Annotated in this window: 16 protein-coding genes; 2 read left to right on the top strand and 14 right to left on the bottom strand. The window is 65.6% G+C overall.

From position 1 onward, the window contains the following. Nucleotides 1-69 precede the first annotated feature (69 nt). The gene (gene waaA, locus CIC12_RS24120) at nucleotides 70-1,383 is read left to right on the top strand and encodes a lipid IV(A) 3-deoxy-D-manno-octulosonic acid transferase (RefSeq protein WP_168667679.1); all 1,314 of its coding nucleotides are present in this window, start codon (nucleotides 70-72) and stop codon (nucleotides 1,381-1,383) included. Nucleotides 1,384-1,428: 45 nt separating this feature from the next. Here the strand turns inward: waaA and ureG are convergent, their stop codons facing one another. The 13 genes from ureG to urtA form a co-directional block, all read right to left on the bottom strand. After that, complete coding sequence (gene ureG, locus CIC12_RS24125) at nucleotides 1,429-2,082, bottom strand: urease accessory protein UreG (protein ID WP_168667681.1); 654 nt, start codon at nucleotides 2,080-2,082, stop codon at nucleotides 1,429-1,431. 11 nt (nucleotides 2,083-2,093) lie between these two features. After that, entirely contained in the window at nucleotides 2,094-2,774 is a 681-nt protein-coding gene (locus tag CIC12_RS24130; protein WP_168667683.1) for an urease accessory protein UreF, read from the bottom strand. Continuing rightward, complete coding sequence (ureE, locus tag CIC12_RS24135; protein ID WP_168667685.1) at nucleotides 2,761-3,429, bottom strand: urease accessory protein UreE; 669 nt, start codon at nucleotides 3,427-3,429, stop codon at nucleotides 2,761-2,763. The genes CIC12_RS24130 and ureE overlap by 14 nt, the downstream gene beginning before the upstream one ends. A gap of 2 nt (nucleotides 3,430-3,431) precedes the next feature. Further along, nucleotides 3,432-5,138, bottom strand: a complete 1,707-nt coding sequence (gene ureC, locus CIC12_RS24140) for an urease subunit alpha (protein WP_168667687.1) — start codon at nucleotides 5,136-5,138, stop codon at nucleotides 3,432-3,434. A gap of 63 nt (nucleotides 5,139-5,201) precedes the next feature. Further along, complete coding sequence (locus CIC12_RS24145) at nucleotides 5,202-5,507, bottom strand: urease subunit beta (protein ID WP_168667697.1); 306 nt, start codon at nucleotides 5,505-5,507, stop codon at nucleotides 5,202-5,204. An 18-nt stretch (nucleotides 5,508-5,525) separates the two neighbouring features. Next, nucleotides 5,526-5,828, bottom strand: a complete 303-nt coding sequence (gene ureA, locus CIC12_RS24150; RefSeq protein WP_042327793.1) for an urease subunit gamma — start codon at nucleotides 5,826-5,828, stop codon at nucleotides 5,526-5,528. 226 nt (nucleotides 5,829-6,054) lie between these two features. After that, a complete protein-coding gene (locus CIC12_RS24155; protein ID WP_168667699.1) occupies nucleotides 6,055-6,867 on the bottom strand; it encodes a transporter substrate-binding domain-containing protein in 813 nt (270 codons plus the stop codon). A 244-nt stretch (nucleotides 6,868-7,111) separates the two neighbouring features. Continuing rightward, the gene (locus tag CIC12_RS24160; protein ID WP_168667702.1) at nucleotides 7,112-8,017 is read right to left on the bottom strand and encodes an urease accessory protein UreD; all 906 of its coding nucleotides are present in this window, start codon (nucleotides 8,015-8,017) and stop codon (nucleotides 7,112-7,114) included. Between the two features lie 165 nt (nucleotides 8,018-8,182). Beyond that, nucleotides 8,183-8,875, bottom strand: coding sequence for an urea ABC transporter ATP-binding subunit UrtE (gene urtE, locus CIC12_RS24165; protein WP_168667704.1), 693 nt, complete (start codon nucleotides 8,873-8,875; stop codon nucleotides 8,183-8,185). 51 nt (nucleotides 8,876-8,926) lie between these two features. Then, entirely contained in the window at nucleotides 8,927-9,790 is an 864-nt protein-coding gene (urtD, locus tag CIC12_RS24170) for an urea ABC transporter ATP-binding protein UrtD (protein WP_168667706.1), read from the bottom strand. Beyond that, entirely contained in the window at nucleotides 9,787-10,980 is a 1,194-nt protein-coding gene (gene urtC, locus CIC12_RS24175) for an urea ABC transporter permease subunit UrtC (RefSeq protein WP_168667708.1), read from the bottom strand. Before urtC ends, urtD begins: the two co-directional genes overlap by 4 nt. 1 nt (nucleotide 10,981) lies before the next feature. Then, nucleotides 10,982-12,619 (bottom strand): urea ABC transporter permease subunit UrtB, encoded by a 1,638-nt coding sequence (gene urtB / locus CIC12_RS24180; RefSeq protein WP_168667715.1) that lies wholly within the window; start codon nucleotides 12,617-12,619, stop codon nucleotides 10,982-10,984. A gap of 346 nt (nucleotides 12,620-12,965) precedes the next feature. Beyond that, a complete protein-coding gene (gene urtA / locus CIC12_RS24185) occupies nucleotides 12,966-14,264 on the bottom strand; it encodes an urea ABC transporter substrate-binding protein (RefSeq protein WP_168667718.1) in 1,299 nt (432 codons plus the stop codon). Between the two features lie 351 nt (nucleotides 14,265-14,615). Between urtA and CIC12_RS24190 the strand changes: the two genes are divergently transcribed. Further along, a complete protein-coding gene (locus tag CIC12_RS24190) occupies nucleotides 14,616-15,944 on the top strand; it encodes an aspartate aminotransferase family protein (protein WP_168667720.1) in 1,329 nt (442 codons plus the stop codon). A gap of 130 nt (nucleotides 15,945-16,074) precedes the next feature. On the opposite strand, the gene CIC12_RS24195 is transcribed toward CIC12_RS24190, so the two are convergent. Then, nucleotides 16,075-17,122, bottom strand: a 1,048-nt coding sequence (locus CIC12_RS24195; RefSeq protein WP_174772169.1) for a DUF3443 family protein, incomplete at its 5' end; no start/stop codon positions are given.

A 17,122-nucleotide genomic window follows, 5' to 3' on the forward strand; every position in this document is an offset into this window, starting at 1 on the left:
TGCGTTCGAGCGCGCGAAGAATGCGGAACGTGCGCAGGAGGCTGCGGCTTTCGCCCTCGCGGAGCGCCGATGCTGAGGGCGATTTATCACGCGCTCTGGTGGATCATCGCGCCGCTCGCCGTGCTGCGTCTGTTGATCCGTTCGCGCAAGGAGCGCGGTTATCGGGAGCATATCGGCGAGCGCTTCGGCTACTCGCGCGGGCGCTTGCCCGAGGACAACGGGCCGCTGATCTGGGTGCATGCGGTGTCGGTCGGCGAGACGCGCGCCGCGCAGCCGTTGATCGAAGCGCTGATCAAGGCGCGCCCCGACGCCCGCATTCTGTTGACCCACATGACGCCGAGCGGCCGCGCCACCGGCACGGAGATTTTCGGCGACCGCGTGTTGCGCAGCTATCTGCCGTACGACATGCCGCATGCGGTGCGGCGCTTCCTGCGTGCGTGGCGGCCGTCGCTCGGTCTGGTGATGGAAACCGAAGTGTGGCCGACGTTGATCGACGAATGCCGTCGCGCGGATGTGCCGCTCGTGCTGACCAATGCGCGGATGTCGGCGCGCTCGTATAAACGCGCGGCCAAATTCGGCGGCGCGACGAAGGATGTGTTCGGCGGTTTCTCGCGCGTACTCGCGCAGAGTCCCTCGGATGCCGAGCGGCTTACCGCGCTCGGCGCGCGCAACGTCGCGGTGCTCGGCAATCTGAAGTTCGACATGAGCACGCCGCCGGAGCTGGCGGCACGCGGTCATGCGTGGCGTGCGGCGATCGGCACGCGGCCGGTGTGGGTTGCGGCGAGCACGCGCGAGGGCGAAGAGGCGCTGGTGCTGCAGGCGTTCGCCGCGCTGAACGTCGAGGACGCGCTGCTGATTCTGGTGCCGCGTCATCCGCAGCGGTTCAACGAAGTGGCGGCGTTGGTCGAGAAAGCGGGGCTGCGGCTCGAACGGCGTTCGAGGTGGGCGCCGGATGCGAAGGTGGCGTCGGCGGCCGTGGCGACGGGTGGCGCCATACCGGCGTTGCCAGCCGGAGTGACGGTGCTGCTCGGCGATTCGATGGGTGAATTGGGCGCTTACTATGCCGCCGCGGACCTGGCGTTTATCGGCGGGAGTCTGTTGCCGCTCGGCGGGCAGAATCTGATCGAAGCGTGCGCCGTTGGCGTGCCGGTGCTGATCGGGCCGCACGTGTTCAACTTCACGCAGGCCACTGCGGACGCGGTTGCGGCGGGCGCCGCAGTGCAGGTGCAAGACCCGGCCGATCTCGCGCGCGTCTTGCGCGAACTGTTCGGCGACAAGGCGCGGCGGCTCGCGATGGGCGGCGCGGCATCGGCATTCGCCGCGCGGCATCGCGGGGCGACGGCGCGAACGGTGGATGTGTTGATGGCGTTGGTGCCGGAGTGAGGGGCGGGGCGCGATAAGCACGACCCGTCCATCGAGCCCACGACATCAAACCTTCAACAACCCCTTGCGCTCGATGAACCCCACCACCTGATCCAACCCGTCGAGCGCCTTCAGATTGCACATCACGAAGGGCCGCTCGCCGCGCATCTTCTTCGCGTCTGACGCCATCACGTCGAGATTCGCGCCGATCATCGGCGCGAGATCCGTCTTGTTGATCACCAGCAGATCCGACTTCGTAATGCCAGGCCCGCCCTTACGCGGAATCTTCTCGCCGCCCGCCACATCGATCACGTAGATCGTCAGGTCCGACAGTTCCGGGCTGAACGTCGCCGCGAGGTTGTCGCCGCCCGATTCGATGAACACGATGTCCGCATCGGGAAAACGCGTCAGCATGCGGTCGACGGCTTCGAGATTGATCGACGCGTCCTCGCGGATCGCCGTGTGCGGGCAGCCGCCCGTTTCGACGCCCATGATCCGCTCGGCCGGCAACGCGCCCGCCACGGTCAACAGACGCTGATCCTCTTTCGTATAGATGTCGTTGGTGATCGCGACGAGGTCGTACTGGTCGCGCATTGCCTTGCAGAGCATTTCGAGCAGCGTGGTCTTGCCGGAGCCGACGGGTCCGCCGACGCCTACACGCAGCGGCGGCAGCTTCTTCGTACGGACGGACGAATGGGCGGGATGATGAGGTGCGTTCATGATGGATCGATTTATGAGCGGAAAAGCCGCGAATACTGCGACTCGTGACGCGCCGACAGAATGCCGAGTTGCGGCGCGAATGTGTTGATGTTCTCGGGCGAGGTGGCCAGCGCGCGCGTGAGCGCGGCATCGATCGGCTCGTGCAACGCGACGATGATGCGCTGACCCGCGAGTTGTCCCAACGGCACGGCCTTCAATGCGGCGGCGGCCTGGTTCTCGACCCAGCTGAATGCATAGGCGGCGAGCGTGGCGTCGACGGCGGCGTCGTGCGCGTAGGCGGCGAAGGCGAATGCGGTCGGCTGCGCGAGCGGCGTGAGCGAGGCGAGCGTCGCGCGTCTTTCAGCATCGCCCCATTCGAGCGACACGCACAACTGCCGCAGCGACCAGCCCATCTGTTCCGTTTCGCGGCGCAGTTCCGCGGACTCGCGGCTCGCGAGGAATTCGCGGTTGGCCTCAGCGAGGCCGGCGGTGTCATGCGAACGCCAGCGCTCCATTTGATGCGCGAGGAACGGCAACTCGCCGTGCGCGAGCACGTCGGTCAGCCCGCGCTCGATCCACGCGCGCGCAGAGTCGGCGTCGGTGATCAGTTGCGCTTCGATCGCCGCTTCGAGACCCTGCGAGTAGCTGAACGCCCCGATGGGCAACGCCGGCGACGCGAGATGCAGCAGCGCGGTGAGTTCAGCGATGCGCATGGTGCGAGTGATGCGCGTGGCCGCAGGATTCGTCGTGGACGTGACCGCTGGAATCGTGGTCGTGCGAGTGACCGTGAGCGTCACCGTGCGCATGATCATGGTCGTGGTCATGCGAGTGACGCTGCTCATGCGAATGCCCATGATGCTCGCCGAACACCTGCTGCGCGAGCGCGTAGTCCTCGGCGAACGTCTCGTCGTGCCCATGCCTGTGTCCGCCGCCATACGCGCCGGACTCGGGCTGAAACGGCATCGACACCTGATCGACCGTCGCGCCGATGCGCTTGAGCATGTCGGCCAGCACCGGATCGTATTCGAGCTTCAGATAATCCGCGCCCACTTCCACCGGCGTATGACGATTGCCGAGGTGATACGCGGCGCGCGTCAGCGTCAACGTATCTTTGGCACGCACGTACAGCACAACTTCTGGCGCGGCGACGACGCGCACGAGGCCGCCGTCGTCGGCGACCAGCACGTCGCCGTCGCGCAGCACGGTGCCGCGCGGCAGCAGCAGCGCGACTTCTTCGCCGTGATCGAGCGTGGCCGCGAGGCGGCTCTTGCGCCGTTCGTCGAAAGCGAGCGTCAGCGTCGGCGCCCGCTTGATCAGCACCGGCGCGAGCTTCAGATGCGGCGCCAGCAGTTTGTCGAGAGTACGCATGGTTAGAACAGAAAGTAGCGTTGCGCCATCGGCAGCACGGTGGCCGGTTCGCAGGTCAGCAACTGACCGTCGGCAATCACCTGATAGGTCTCCGGATCGACGCTGATCGCCGGGCGCCACGCGTTGTGAATCATGTCGGCCTTCGAAATGTTGCGGCAGTTCTTCACGGCCACGATACGCTTGTTCAACCCATAGCGTTCGGCCACGCCGGCATCGGCGGCCATCTGCGAGACGAAGGTCAGCGAGGTGCGCCCCAAGGCGCCGCCGCGCGTCGCGAACATCTCCCGATAATGCACCGGCTGCGGGGTCGGAATCGATGCGTTGGGGTCGCCCATCTGCGCCATCGCGATCATCCCGCCCTTGAGGATCAGCGACGGCTTGATGCCGAAGAACGCCGGCTCCCAGAACACCAGGTCCGCCCACTTGCCCGGTTCGATCGAGCCGACCTCATGCGCGATGCCATGCGTGATCGCCGGGTTGATCGTGTACTTGGCCACATAGCGCTTCGCGCGGAAGTTGTCGTGGCGCGCAGTGTCTTCAGGCAGCGCGCCGCGTTGCACCTTCATCTTGTGCGCGGTCTGCCACGTGCGGATGATCACTTCGCCCACGCGCCCCATCGCCTGCGAATCCGACGACAGCATCGACAGCGCGCCGAGGTCGTGCAGGATGTCTTCGGCGGCGATCGTCTCGCGGCGGATGCGCGATTCGGCGAACGCGATGTCTTCCGCGATCGACGGATCCAGGTGGTGGCACACCATCAGCATGTCGAGATGCTCTTCGAGCGTATTGACGGTGTACGGGCGCGTCGGATTGGTCGACGAGGGCAGCACGTTCGCCTCGCCGCACACCTTGATGATGTCCGGTGCGTGGCCGCCGCCCGCGCCTTCCGTGTGATACGTATGGATCGTGCGGCCCTTGAACGCGGCCACGGTCGTTTCGACGAAACCCGCTTCGTTCAGCGTGTCGGTGTGGATCGCGACCTGGGTGTCGGTGTCGTCCGCTACCGAGAGGCAGTTGTCGATCGCGGCGGGTGTCGTGCCCCAGTCCTCGTGCAGCTTGAGGCCGATCGCGCCTGCGGCGATCTGCTCCAGCGCCGGTTGCGGCTGGCTCACGTTGCCCTTGCCGAGAAAACCGAGGTTCATCGGATAACCGTCGGCCGCCTGCAGCATCCGTTCGAGATGCCACGGACCCGGCGTGCAGGTGGTCGCATTCGTACCGGTGGCCGGCCCCGTGCCGCCGCCGAGCATCGTCGTCACGCCGCTCGCGAGCGCTTCCTCGATCTGCTGCGGACTGATGAAGTGAATGTGCGTATCGATGCCGCCCGCCGTCACGATCAGGCCTTCGCCCGCGATCACTTCGGTGGATGCGCCGATCGCGATCGTCACGTTCGGCTGGATGTCGGGATTGCCCGCCTTGCCGATCGCGGCGATGCGGCCGTCCTTGATGCCGATGTCGGCTTTGACGATGCCCCAATGGTCGAGAATCACCGCGTTCGTGACGACGGTGTCGACCACGTCGGCATGCACGCGTTGCGACTGGCCCATGCCGTCGCGAATCACCTTGCCGCCGCCGAATTTCACTTCTTCGCCGTAGGTGGTGAAGTCGCGTTCGACTTCGATCAATAACTCGGTGTCGGCGAGACGCACGCGGTCGCCGGTAGTGGGGCCGAACATTTCCGCGTACGCGCGGCGGTCAATGCGTAAGGTCATGGTGTGAGTCCGGAATGGAGCAGGGCGGTTCGGGCAGTGGGGCGCATAGCACGCATGCGGGCGTTAGAGCTTGCCCATCACCTTGCCATTGAAACCGTAGACGACGCGCTCGCCCGCCAGCGCGACCAGCTCGACGGTGCGTTCCTGGCCGGGTTCGAAGCGCACGGCGGTGCCCGCGGCGATATTCAGCCGGAAGCCGCGCGCCGTGTCGCGATCGAACGAGAGCGCCTCGTTCACCTCGTAGAAGTGATAGTGCGAGCCGATCTGCACCGGGCGGTCGCCCGTATTCGACACGACCACCGCGACCGTCGCGCGGCCTGCGTTGAGCTCGTGTTCGCCGTCGTCGGTGATGAGTTCGCCGGGAATCATGGGGCTTGCCTCGTACGCTTAAGGGATCGGGTGATGAACGGTGACGAGCTTGGTGCCGTCGGGGAAGGTGGCTTCGACCTGAATGTCGGGGATCATCTCCGGCACGCCTTCCATCACGTCGTCGCGCGTGAGCAGCGTCGTGCCGTAGTACATGACCTCGGCGACGGTCTTGCCGTCGCGCGCCGCTTCCATGAGCGCCGCGGTGATGAACGCGATCGCTTCCGGGTAGTTGAGTTTGAGGCCGCGCGCGCGGCGCCGTTCGGCAAGCAGCGCGGCGGTGAAGATCAGCAGCTTGTCCTTCTCGCGAGGTGTGAGCTTCATCGAATGTGTAGGTTCGGTTAGGACGGTCGGGGTGGTGGTCCGGATAGGTCGCCAGCGCGGTCCCCGCAGGGACCCCCGGCTGCGCCCGTGATAGGCGCTGCGGGTCGCGGCCGCGAGCGCGCAATGCGCACCCGGCGAGTCGGCGACGCGGGCAAAGCCCGATGAACTGGCCAGGCCGCTCACGGTAACAAGTCCGGCTAACGGCCCGCTTACAAACGCGGCCCGCTTACAGATCGGCTGGCAACGGCGCGCCGAACCACTTCTTCGACATCGTGTCGAGCGTACCGTCGTGTTTGGCCTGGGCGATCGCCGCGTCCACTTTCTGCTGCAGGCGCGGCTCGTTCTTGTTCATGCCGACGAAGCACGGCGAATTCTTGATGACGAATTTCGGCTCCGGCCGGCGCGGCGGATTCTTCGCGATGATCGCGGCTGCGACGATATTGCCCGCGGCGATCAATTGCACCTGGCCCGAGAGGAACGCGGCGATGGTCGCGTTGTTGTCTTCGAAGCGTTTGATGGTCGCATTCGGCGCCATCTGCGACAGACCGATTTCTTCGAGCGCGCCGCGCGTCGCGCCGACCGTCTTGCCGGTGAGATCGGCGGGGCCGCTCACCTTGATGTCGGCCGGGCCGAACACGCCCTGGTAGTAGGGCGCATAGGCGCTCGAAAAGTCGATCACCTTCGTGCGCTCCGGCGTTTTGCCGAGCGACGAGATCACCAGATCGACCTTGCCCGTTTGCAGATACGGAATCCGGTTCGCGCTATTGACCGGCACGAGTTCGAGCTTCACGTTCATCGACTTCGCGAGCAGCGCCGCGGTGTCGATGTCATAGCCTTGCGGCTTCATGTCGGGGCCGACCGCGCCGAACGGCGGATAGTCTTCCGGCACGGCCACTTTCAGCACGCCCGCCTTGGCAATGTTGTCGAGCGTGTCCGCGTGAGCGGCGACCGCATGAAAGGCGAGGTGCGCGACGATGGGCACGGACAGCAGCGCGGCGAGCAACGCGCGGCGCGCGGGGCGGGTAAGCGATAGTTTCATGGTCGTCAGCGGTGGCGCGTGTGGTGGTGAGTGTCGTGACGGCGGTAAGCCGGCCGGCTGCCGTCGAGTGCGGCAGCATCGTGGCGCTGGACGATGCAAGGTGTGTGCCATCGCGGTGCAGCTTGGGAATGCGGGCGAAAAGAGGGGCGACGCACCCGTTTGGGGCGAGCCACCGCGCCGCCGTGGTGCGCGAGTGGCCTTGCAGAGGTGAAAGGCTGCGTGAGCGGGGCGAGCCCCCTCCCGATCAGGTCGACCAGATTCGCAGCGGCTTCGCCGCGACGCCGTGCACGACCGGCCGCAGTTGCAGCCAGCAGCGTGTCAAGGCGTGCTGCAGCGTTTCCATCGAACGCGAGACCGCGCGCACGAGCAGTACGCCGTTCGTCACGCACGAAGCGCCGGCGCGCAGCGAATCGTCGAACGGCAATTGCGCGGTGAGCGACTCGGCGAGCGCGTCGTCGCACGCGGCGCCGACGGCCCATAGCGTTCCGTAGGCGGGAAAGCCTGCCAGCCCTTGGGGGCCATTGCGCAGCGGATCGTCGGCGTCGAGGGCCGCGCGCTCGAGCCACAACAGCTCGCCTTGCGGACCCATGATTCGCGAGACGGCGCGCAAGCGGCCATCCAACCAGCGTTCACCGGCGGCTTGCCGTCCGAGCTGGGTCGCATCCCAGCCCAGCGCGGTGGCGCCTTCGGCCAGCGTCAGCGAAAAGTCCAGATGCGCGTTCGCGTGGTCGAACACGATGTTGTTTTGCGGCAGCCAGTCGAGCTTCGCCTGCTCGCCGACACGCACGGCGATCTGCTGGCGCGCGGCGCGGCCATTGGACTTGTACCACTTGGTCGCGCCGGGCGTGGTGATGACCGCATGCGAGCCGGCGCCGAGCGCGACGTCGATATCGAGCTGATCGCCGCCCGCCATGCCGCCGGGCGGATGCACGATCACCGCATGACAGATCGCCTGGCCTTCGGGATGCAGCGTGCGCTGCACGCGCAACGGTCCGTCATGCCGCCGGTGCACGAGCGTCGTGCGCGCGTCCTGTTTGACGAAGCCGAGTTCGAGACGCGCGTGCCATGACGAAGGCGCGGCGGTTTGCGCGGCAGGTTGTGCCGCAGATTGCGCACTAGCGAGCGTGGCGTGATTTTCGTGAAGCGACATGCGAATGGGCGTGCGGTCGACGTGTTGAAGCGGCGTATGAAGACGCCGTGTTAGGGCGAAGCGAGCCTGCGGCCGCCACGCGGGCGCGAGCCGCGCTGCCGGGCGATGCGGCGAGAATAGCACGCGCGTCGGCGCGTGCCTGGTCCCACGACGATGACTCGATGATCACACGGCGATCAACGTCCGCACGCCATCCGTATCCATATTCGCGCCTTCGCCGCCCGCGACGATCTCACCGCGGCTCATCACCCAGTAGCGATCGGCGATGTCCTTTGCGAAGTCGTAGTACTGCTCGACGAGCAGCACCGTCATGCCCATTTCCTCGACCAGTTGGCGCAGCGTGCGGCCAATGTCCTGAATGATCGACGGCTGAATGCCTTCGGTCGGTTCGTCGAGAATCAGCAATTGCGGATCGCTCATCAGCGCGCGGCCGATGGCGAGCTGCTGCTGCTGACCGCCGGACAGATCGCCGCCGCGCCGGCTGCGCATGTCCTTGAGCACTGGGAACAGTTCGTAGATACGGTCCGGGATCTTCTTCGGCGCCTTCTTGCTGGCCGCGCCGACCAGCAGATTCTCCTCGACGGTCAGCCGCGGAAAGATATCGCGGCCTTGCGGCACGTAGGCGAGCCCGTGTTCGACGCGCGAATAGGTCGGCAGTTTGGTGATCGGCGTGCCGCGCCAGGCGATCGAGCCGCTCCTCGTCTGCACCACGCCCATCAGGCAGCGCAGCAGCGTGGTCTTGCCGACGCCGTTGCGGCCCAGCAGGACAGTGAGCTTGCCATCGGGCACGGTGAGCTTCACGTCGCGCAGGATGTGGCTGCCGCCGTAGTACTGGTTCAGCTTGTCTACTTCCAGCATGGTCGTTTTATCCGTTCGAAGCTTTGATTCATCGGCACACTCATTGGCCGCTCATCGACCCAGGTACGACTCGATGACCGTCTCGTCCTGCTTGACTTCGTCGAGCGTGCCGTGCGCGAGCACTCGGCCTTCGGCCATCACCGTTACCTTGCCTGTGTCGCCCGACAACGCCGCCACGAACTCCATGTCGTGTTCGACGACCATCATCGAACAGGTGCCGCGCAAATGGTTGAGCAACTCGGCGAGCTGCATGGTTTCGTCGTCGGTCATGCCGGCGGCCGGTTCGTCGAGCAGCAGCAGCGCCGGTTGCTGCATCAGCAGCATGCCGATTTCGAGCCGCTGCTTCTGTCCATGCGACAACTCGCCGGCCGAGCGCCTCGCCTCGCTTTCCAGGCCGATCAGCGCCAACGTTTCTTCGATGCGCGCCTGCGCCGCGCGATCCAGCCGCGCACGCAAGGACGCGAACCAGCCCTTGTCGGTTTTCATCGCCAGTTCGAGGTTTTCCCACACGGGGTGTTGCTCGAACACGGTCGGCTTCTGGAACTTGCGGCCGATCCCCGCCCGCGCGATGGACGGCTCGTTCATCCGCGTCAGGTCGATCGACTGGCCGAGAAAGACCTTGCCGGAGTCCGGCTCGGTCTTGCCGGTGATGACGTCCATCATCGTCGTCTTGCCGGCGCCGTTCGGGCCGATGATGCAGCGCAGTTCGCCGGCGTCGATCGCGAGCGACAGCGCGTTCAACGCGCGAAAGCCGTCGAAGCTCACCGTCACGTCTTCGAGATACAGGATCGTGCCGTGCGACACGTCGATCTCGCCGGGCACCACCACGTGCCCCATGTTCGCGACGCCGCTCAGCGAATGCTCGGCGGGCGCTTCCGGTAAAGCCAGATCAGGAACCATCGGGTTTTCGTTCATGAGCGGTTCCTTTTGCGCGTCACGAGTTCGATCAGCCCCATGATGCCGTTGGGCAGCAGCAGCGGGACCAGCACGAAGATCAGACCGAGAAAGAACAGCCAGTATTCAGGGAAATTCGCCGTGAAAAAGCTCTTCGCGCCGTTTACCGCGAACGCGCCGATGATCGGCCCGATCAGCGTGCCGCGTCCGCCCACCGCGACCCAGATCGCCATCTCGATCGAGTTGCCCGGCGACATCTCGCCGGGGTTGATGATGCCGACCTGCGGCACGTACAAGGCGCCCGCGATCCCGCACAGCACCGCCGACACGGTCCACACGAACAGCTTGTAGGCGAGCGGGCTGTAGCCGAGGAACATCAGGCGCGTTTCGCCGTCGCGCACGGCGGTGACCACGCGGCCAAGCTTTGACGAGACGATTGCGCGCGCGCCGAGGAACGCGAGGATCAGCACCGCGAACGTGATCAGCAGGAGCGCGGTGCGCGTGCCCGCATGCGTGATCGGAAAACCGCCGATGCGCTTGAAGTCGGTGAAGCCGTTATTGCCGCCGAAGCCAGTTTCGTTGCGATAGAACAGCAGCATCGCGGCGAACGTCATCGCCTGTGTGATGATCGACAGGTACACGCCTTTCACGCGCGAGCGGAAAGTGAAGAAGCCGAACACCCACGCGACCACCGCCGGCACCAGCACCACCAGCAGGAGCGCGTAGCCGAGATGCTGCGTGCCCTGCCAGTACCACGGCAGTTGATGCCAGTCGAGAAACACCATGAAGTCGGGCAGATCGCTGCCGTACTTGCCGTCGTGACCGATCGCGCGCATCAGGTACATGCCGATCGCGTAGCCGCCCAGCGCGAAGAACAGCGCGTGGCCGAGGCTCAGAATGCCGCAGTAGCCCCACACGAGATCGAGCGCGAGCGCCGCGATCGCGTAGCACATGAACTTGCCGGTGATCGTCGTCGCGTACGCGGACAGATGCAGCGGGCTCGTCTCCGGCAGCACCAGCGTGGCGAACGGCACGCCGAGTCCGAACACGATGATCAACGCAATCAGCGCGAGCCACGCGCGCCGCGACAGCAGCGCGGGACGCGGCGGCAGGCCGAGCGCGAAGCCGGACTGCGCGTCGCGCGCGGCGGCCGCGCCGCCGCTCGTTGCGCCGCCGTGAGCCGACGAGCTCGTCGAAGTAGCAGAAGTCATCTCATGCCTCCGCGCTACGGCCCTTGAGGGCGAACATGCCCTGCGGACGCTTCTGGATGAACAACACGATCAGCACCAGTACCGCGATCTTCGCGAGCACCGCGCCCCAGAACGGCTCGATCGCCTTGCTGACGAGCCCGAGCCCGAAGCCGCCGATGACAGTGCCGGCAAGCTGGCCAACGCCGCCGAGCACGACCGCCATGAACGAATCGATGATGTAGCTCTGGCCGAGGTCCGGTCCGACGTTGCCGATCTGCGACAGCGCGCAGCCGCCGAGACCCGCGATGCCCGCGCCGAAAGCGAACGCATACGAATCGACGCGCGCGGTCTTCACGCCGACGCACGCAGCCATGCGGCGATTCTGCGTGACGGCGCGCACGAACAGGCCGAGGCGCGTCTTCGTCAACACCGCCCACGCGATGCCGACGACGATCAGCGAGAACGCCAGAATCGCGAGGCGGTTGTACGGCAGGATCAGATTCGGCAGCACGGTCACGCCGCCGCTCATCCAGGCCGGGTTGATCACCTGCACGTTCTGCGCGCCGAACAGCATGCGCGTCGCCTGGATCAGGATCAGGCTCACGCCGAAGGTGGTCAGCAGCGTTTCGAGCGGACGGCCATACAGATGCTTGAGCACCAGCCGTTCGAGCACAATGCCGACCAGCGCCGCCGCCACGAACGACGCCGGCACCGCGAGCAGCGGATACCAGTCGAACGCGCCGGGCGCGAAGCGCTGAAACAGGTTCTGCACGACATAAGTGGCGTACGCGCCGATCATCAGGAATTCGCCGTGCGCCATGTTGATCACGCCGATCAGCCCATACGTGATCGCAAGGCCCAGCGCGGCGAGCAGCAGCACGCTGCCGAGCGACAAGCCGGCGAACAGCGTGCCGGCGATCTGGCTGCGGCGCTGGATCGCATCGAGTTCGTCGATGCCCGTTTGCGCGGCGGCGCGCACGCGCTCGTCGGCTTCGGCGAAGCTGCCGTCCGCTTTCTTCGCGACCAGCGGGCGCAGCAGTTCGTTCATGTCGAGGTCGTGCCGTGCGGCCACCAGTTGCACGGCCTCCAGTCGTTTGGCCGGGTCGGCGTCGTGCAGCGCGGTCATCGCCCACAGCGTGTCGAGGCGCTTTTTCAGCGCCGGATCGGTTTCCTTCGCGCGGGCCGCGTCGACCAGCGGCTTGATGGCCGGATCGGGATTTTGCAGCAGCGCGCCGATCGCGGCTTCGCGGGTGGCCCGGTCGGGCGAGTCGAGTTGCAGGCCCGCGAGGGCGCCCGACACTTTCGAGCGCAGCAGGTTGTTCAGGGTGACCGGCTGTGCGTCGCCGGCGGCCACCGTCTTGCCGGTGACGGCATCGCGTGCGGTGTCGCCGTCCTGCAGCAGCACGGCGCCCGCGTCGGTGGCGAGCGCGCTGTCGTCGGACAGCGCCTTGAGCACCGCGAGCGATTCCTTGTCGTGGTTGGCGATCAGCTTGTCGATCGCCGCGGATTTGGCGTCGAAGTCGTCGCCGGCAAGCGGTGCGACATCGGCGGGAGTCAGCGCGAACGCGGCGAGCGGGGCGCCGGCGACGAGCACCAGCGCCGCGCCGGCGATGCTGCGCCGTGCGAGCCGTCGTGCATCTGTGAAAAATGAAAACGCCATGGTGGCCTTTGAAGAAAAACCGGCAGCGCGGCGTGGATGCAATGCAAGCGGTCGCGCCGCGCTGTCGGGTTACTGCGTCGCGGGTGCGCGCCGTGAATCCGCTTCGGCCGCCGTGACTGCGAAGACGCAGGCAGCGGGAACGTGCAAGGGCGTGAGTTCCGCGAATTCAACCGCGCCAATCCAGACCAACGATGCGAATGCAAAGGCGCGCGCCCGACCCCGCTTTACGCTGACTGAACGCGCGGTGCGGCAAGCGCGCCCCCGGTCGAATCACATACATCGGCTCGCAACGCGGCGAGGCGGGTAACCAACCGCACTGCCGCATCGAGCCGTCCTGTCGGTCCGCTCAGGCGACGCGCGAGCGCTTCAGGAACGCCGGAATCGAGCTGACCACATCCGGCTTGCTCGAATTGCCGGCGATGAACGGGCTCCACGGCTGCGCGCGAATCGCGGTCTTGGTCCGCCACACCACGTTGAACTGGCCGTCGGCGCGTACTTCGCCGATCATCACCGGCTTGTGCAGATGGTGGTTGCCGTCCATCTCCAGCGTGAAGCCCGACGGCGCCGCGAAGGTCTGGCCGACCATCGCCACGCGCACCTTGTCGACGTCGGTGCTCTTCGCCTTCTCGACCGCCTGCTTCCACATATGGATGCCGACGAAGGTCGCTTCCATCGGGTCATTGGTCACGCGCTTCGAGCCGCCCGGCAGGTTGTTGTCCTTGACCCAGGTCGCCCATTCCTTCTTGAACTTTTCGTTGGCCGGGTTGCGCAGCGACATGAAGTAGTTCCATGCGGCGAGGTTGCCGACCAGCGGCTTCGTATCGATGCCGCGCAGTTCCTCTTCACCGACCGAGAACGCGACCACCGGCACGTCCGAGGCCTTCAGCCCCTGGTTGCCGAGTTCCTTGTAGAACGGCACGTTCGAGTCGCCGTTGACGGTCGAGATCACCGCGGTCTTGCCGCCTTGCGAGAAGGTCTTGATGTTCGCGACGATGGTCTGATAGTCGCTATGGCCGAACGGCGTGTAGACCTCCTGAATATCGGCTTCCTGCACGCCCTTGGACTTGAGGAACGCGCGCAGGATCTTGTTGGTCGTGCGCGGATACACATAGTCGGTACCTAGCAGGAAGAAGCGCTTGGCGCCGCCGCCTTCCGCGCTCATCAGATATTCGGTCGCGGGAATCGCCTGCTGATTCGGCGCTGCGCCCGTGTAGAACACGTTGCGCGACATTTCCTCGCCTTCGTACTGCACCGGATAGAACAGCAAGCCGTTCAGTTCCTCGAACACCGGCAGCACCGATTTGCGCGACACGGAAGTCCAGCAGCCGAACACCACCGCGCACTTCTCCTGCGTAATGAGCTGACGTGCTTTCTCGGCGAACAGCGGCCAGTTCGACGCCGGGTCGACCACCACCGGCTGAAGCTGACGGCCCATCACGCCGCCGTTCTTGTTGATGTCCGCGATGGTCATCAACGCGGTGTCCTTCAGCGACGTTTCGGAGATCGCCATCGTGCCCGACAGTGAATGCAGAATGCCCACCTTGATCGGACCACTGCCGGACTGCGCATTCGCGAACGGCACCTGACCAGCAAGCGCCAATGCGCCGGACATGGAGCCGAACTTCAACAGACTGCGACGTTTCATGTGTTTCCCCTTGCCATTGATGGTGACTGTTTATGGGCATCGATTTCAGCCAGCAGGGCTTATCCCGCATGACTTGCCGCTCGTGTACTGCAAGCCACATGCCATGCGGCAATTTCGACTCGAATTGCATAGGCCGCGCGCCTTGGCGCGGCTGCGCGGCGAGACGGCGGAGCGCCCGGCCGCGCGAAAGTGGTGCAGCATCGCGGCAAGCGCCTCGTTCGGGTGCGTGCCGCGCCGCAACGAAGCGCGCGTATCCGCCAGCGGGCCTCAGCGGTGCATGGCCGCCGCGCGTTTGTGCATGCGCCGGGCTGTGCCTACACTGAAAGACCACTCACGTGAGGAGACACGAACATGAACGAGCGCGCCGTCAGCCCACCCGATATGTCCGCCTTCTGGATGCCCTTCACCGCGAACCGTCAGTTCAAGAGCGCGCCGCGCCTGCTGGCAAGTGCGAAGGGGATGTACTACACGTCGCACGACGGGCGGCGCATTCTCGACGGCACAGCCGGGCTGTGGTGCGTGAACGCGGGCCATTGCCGCGACGAGATCGTCGCGGCGGTGCAGGCGCAGGCGGCCGAAATGGATTTCGCGCCGACCTTCCAGATGGGCCACCCGAAGGCCTTCGAAGCCGCGACAAAAATTGTCCGCCACACGCCAGGCGATCTGAAGCACGTCTTCTTTGTCAACTCGGGCTCGGAGGCGGTCGATACTGCGCTGAAGATCGCGCTCGCCTATCACCGCGCGCGCGGCGAAGGGCAGCGCACGCGCCTGATCGGACGCGAGCGCGGTTATCACGGCGTCGGCTTCGGGGGCATTTCGGTGGGCGGCATTGCGCCGAACCGCAAGGCGTTTTCAGGCGGCCTGCTGCCGGCGGTCGATCACCTGCCGCATACGCTGAACCTCAAGGAAGCGGCGTTTTCGAAGGGACAACCCGCGTGGGGCGCCCATCTCGCCGACGAACTCGAGCGGCTCGTGACGCTGCACGATGCGTCGACGCTCGCCGCGGTGATCGTCGAGCCGGTGGCCGGATCCACGGGCGTGCTGATTCCACCGCAAGGCTATTTGCAGCGGCTGCGCGAGATCTGCGACAGGCACGGCATCCTGCTGATCTTCGACGAAGTGATCACCGGCTGGGGACGCCTCGGCGCACCGTTCGCCGCCCAGTACTTCGGCGTCACACCCGACCTGCTGACGATGGCCAAGGGCACCAACAATGCCGCCGCGCCGATGGGCGCGGTCGCGGCGAGCGCGAAGATTCACGACGCGATCGTCAATGGCGCGCCGGGCGGTATCGAGCTGTTTCACGGCTATACGTATTCGGGGCATCCGATCGCGGCCGCCGCGGCGTGCGCAACGATCGATCTGTATGAGCGCGAGCAACTGTTCGAACGGGCCGCGCGCATGGCGCCGCTGTTCGAGAGCGCGATCCACAAGCTGCGCGGTGAACGGCACGTGATCGACGTGCGCAATCTGGGTCTTGTCGGCGGCGTGGAGTTGGCGTCGCGCGACGGCGCGCCGGGCGCGCGTGCCTATGACGTGTTCGTGCGCTGCTTCGAGAAGGGCGTGTTGACGCGTTATACCGGGGATATTCTGGCGTTCTCGCCGCCGTTGATCGTCGAGGAGGCGCAGCTCGAGGAGATCTTCGGGACGGTGGCGGAGGTGTTGAGGCAGACGGAGTAGGTGGGGTCGTTGCTATTCTTGTTTGATCCACGCGTGCTGGTTGTGGACGATGCAATCGTGCTGCTGGCGAGAAGGCCGGCGCCATGAGGCGCCGGCCTTTCCGTTTCGATCCCTCGCTTGTGTCGCCCGATCAGAACGCGATGAACGGCCCCGTATGGGTGCCGATCGTCGCGTTGTTGAGTGCGGTGTAGACGCTGCGGCCGTAAAAGAACGGCAACCCCCAGACGAACATGCTGTACATGGGCGAGCCGAGGCTGTCATAGGCCGCGTACGGATTGGCCAGTAGCGTAAAGCCATTCGCCAGTGAGAATGGCACGTTCACCGGCGTGGATCCGCTGGTGGCGCCAACGAGGATCGCGGACAGGCTGAGCGTGGTGGTCGGCACAAACCAGTCGCCCGAATAAGGCGTCGTGTAATCCGTGAAGAGGTTCGCATTGGAGCCGCTGTCGATGGCGCTGAGATATGAGTTTCCCTGGTACGTGGTCGTGAAATAGCCGTACTGATTCAGCGTGAGAATGTTCGCATTCGACGGCAGCGCATTGTTCGCCTGCGTGCCGATGCCGAACACCAGTTCGCCCGTCGCCTTGGCTTGGCCGCCCGCCGGCAACGCCGGCAGACGGATGATCGTGCCGTTGTTATCCGACGTGAAATTGGCGATTGGATTCATGACCTGGATGTCGAGCGGCACGCGCGTGCTCGTGCACGACCCCGCGGACAAGCAGTAGTAATAGGTTGCCGGCAGCGCGGTGTTCGCGGCCGCCACGTAATCGCGCTGTGCCGTCGAGATGCCGACTACGCCGTTCGCGCCCATCATGGCCTCTGTGTCCAGGCTGGTGCCGCCGCGCGACAGACAGTCCGACGGTGTCGAGTACTTGCCGTCGGCGATTACCTGGATAGGCATGTTGCCGGCCATCTTGCTGCCGATCGTTACGTCGGCGCGTTTGACTGCTCCCCATGTAAAGCCGGTGTTGAACTGCGCGCATTCGGCGATCGCTGCGCTACCCGTCGGATCGTCTGTGGCACCCGATTGCGCTGGCAGGCTGGCGGCGAGCGCCGAACCTAATGCGCTGGCCAGTACGCGCACGCCGACCGAGCCGGTGTCGACCTGCATGTGATCGATGGTCGCGCACTGGTTCGCGCCCTGGCCCCCTGGAATGCAGATCGTGACGCTGACATAG

The sequence above is a fragment of the Paraburkholderia sp. SG-MS1 genome (assembly GCF_012275575.1).
In the GTDB taxonomy this organism is placed as follows: domain Bacteria; phylum Pseudomonadota; class Gammaproteobacteria; order Burkholderiales; family Burkholderiaceae; genus Paraburkholderia.

Excerpts from the sequence above, each read along its gene's own strand:
- ureG (WP_168667681.1), bottom strand. The coding sequence starts at position 2,082 with ATGAACGCACCTCATCATCCCGCCCATTCGTCCGTCCGTACGAAGAAG.
- urtB (WP_168667715.1), bottom strand. The coding sequence starts at position 12,619 with ATGGCGTTTTCATTTTTCACAGATGCACGACGGCTCGCACGGCGCAGC.
- ureC (WP_168667687.1), bottom strand. The coding sequence starts at position 5,138 with ATGACCTTACGCATTGACCGCCGCGCGTACGCGGAAATGTTCGGCCCC.
- waaA (WP_168667679.1), top strand. The coding sequence starts at position 70 with ATGCTGAGGGCGATTTATCACGCGCTCTGGTGGATCATCGCGCCGCTC.
- urtA (WP_168667718.1), bottom strand. The coding sequence starts at position 14,264 with ATGAAACGTCGCAGTCTGTTGAAGTTCGGCTCCATGTCCGGCGCATTG.
- urtD (WP_168667706.1), bottom strand. The coding sequence starts at position 9,790 with ATGAACGAAAACCCGATGGTTCCTGATCTGGCTTTACCGGAAGCGCCC.
- ureA (WP_042327793.1), bottom strand. The coding sequence starts at position 5,828 with ATGAAGCTCACACCTCGCGAGAAGGACAAGCTGCTGATCTTCACCGCC.
- ureE (WP_168667685.1), bottom strand. The coding sequence starts at position 3,429 with ATGCGTACTCTCGACAAACTGCTGGCGCCGCATCTGAAGCTCGCGCCG.
- CIC12_RS24155 (WP_168667699.1), bottom strand. The coding sequence starts at position 6,867 with ATGAAACTATCGCTTACCCGCCCCGCGCGCCGCGCGTTGCTCGCCGCG.
- CIC12_RS24145 (WP_168667697.1), bottom strand. The coding sequence starts at position 5,507 with ATGATTCCCGGCGAACTCATCACCGACGACGGCGAACACGAGCTCAAC.
- urtE (WP_168667704.1), bottom strand. The coding sequence starts at position 8,875 with ATGCTGGAAGTAGACAAGCTGAACCAGTACTACGGCGGCAGCCACATC.
- CIC12_RS24190 (WP_168667720.1), top strand. The coding sequence starts at position 14,616 with ATGAACGAGCGCGCCGTCAGCCCACCCGATATGTCCGCCTTCTGGATG.
- urtC (WP_168667708.1), bottom strand. The coding sequence starts at position 10,980 with ATGACTTCTGCTACTTCGACGAGCTCGTCGGCTCACGGCGGCGCAACG.
- CIC12_RS24160 (WP_168667702.1), bottom strand. The coding sequence starts at position 8,017 with ATGTCGCTTCACGAAAATCACGCCACGCTCGCTAGTGCGCAATCTGCG.
- CIC12_RS24130 (WP_168667683.1), bottom strand. The coding sequence starts at position 2,774 with ATGCGCATCGCTGAACTCACCGCGCTGCTGCATCTCGCGTCGCCGGCG.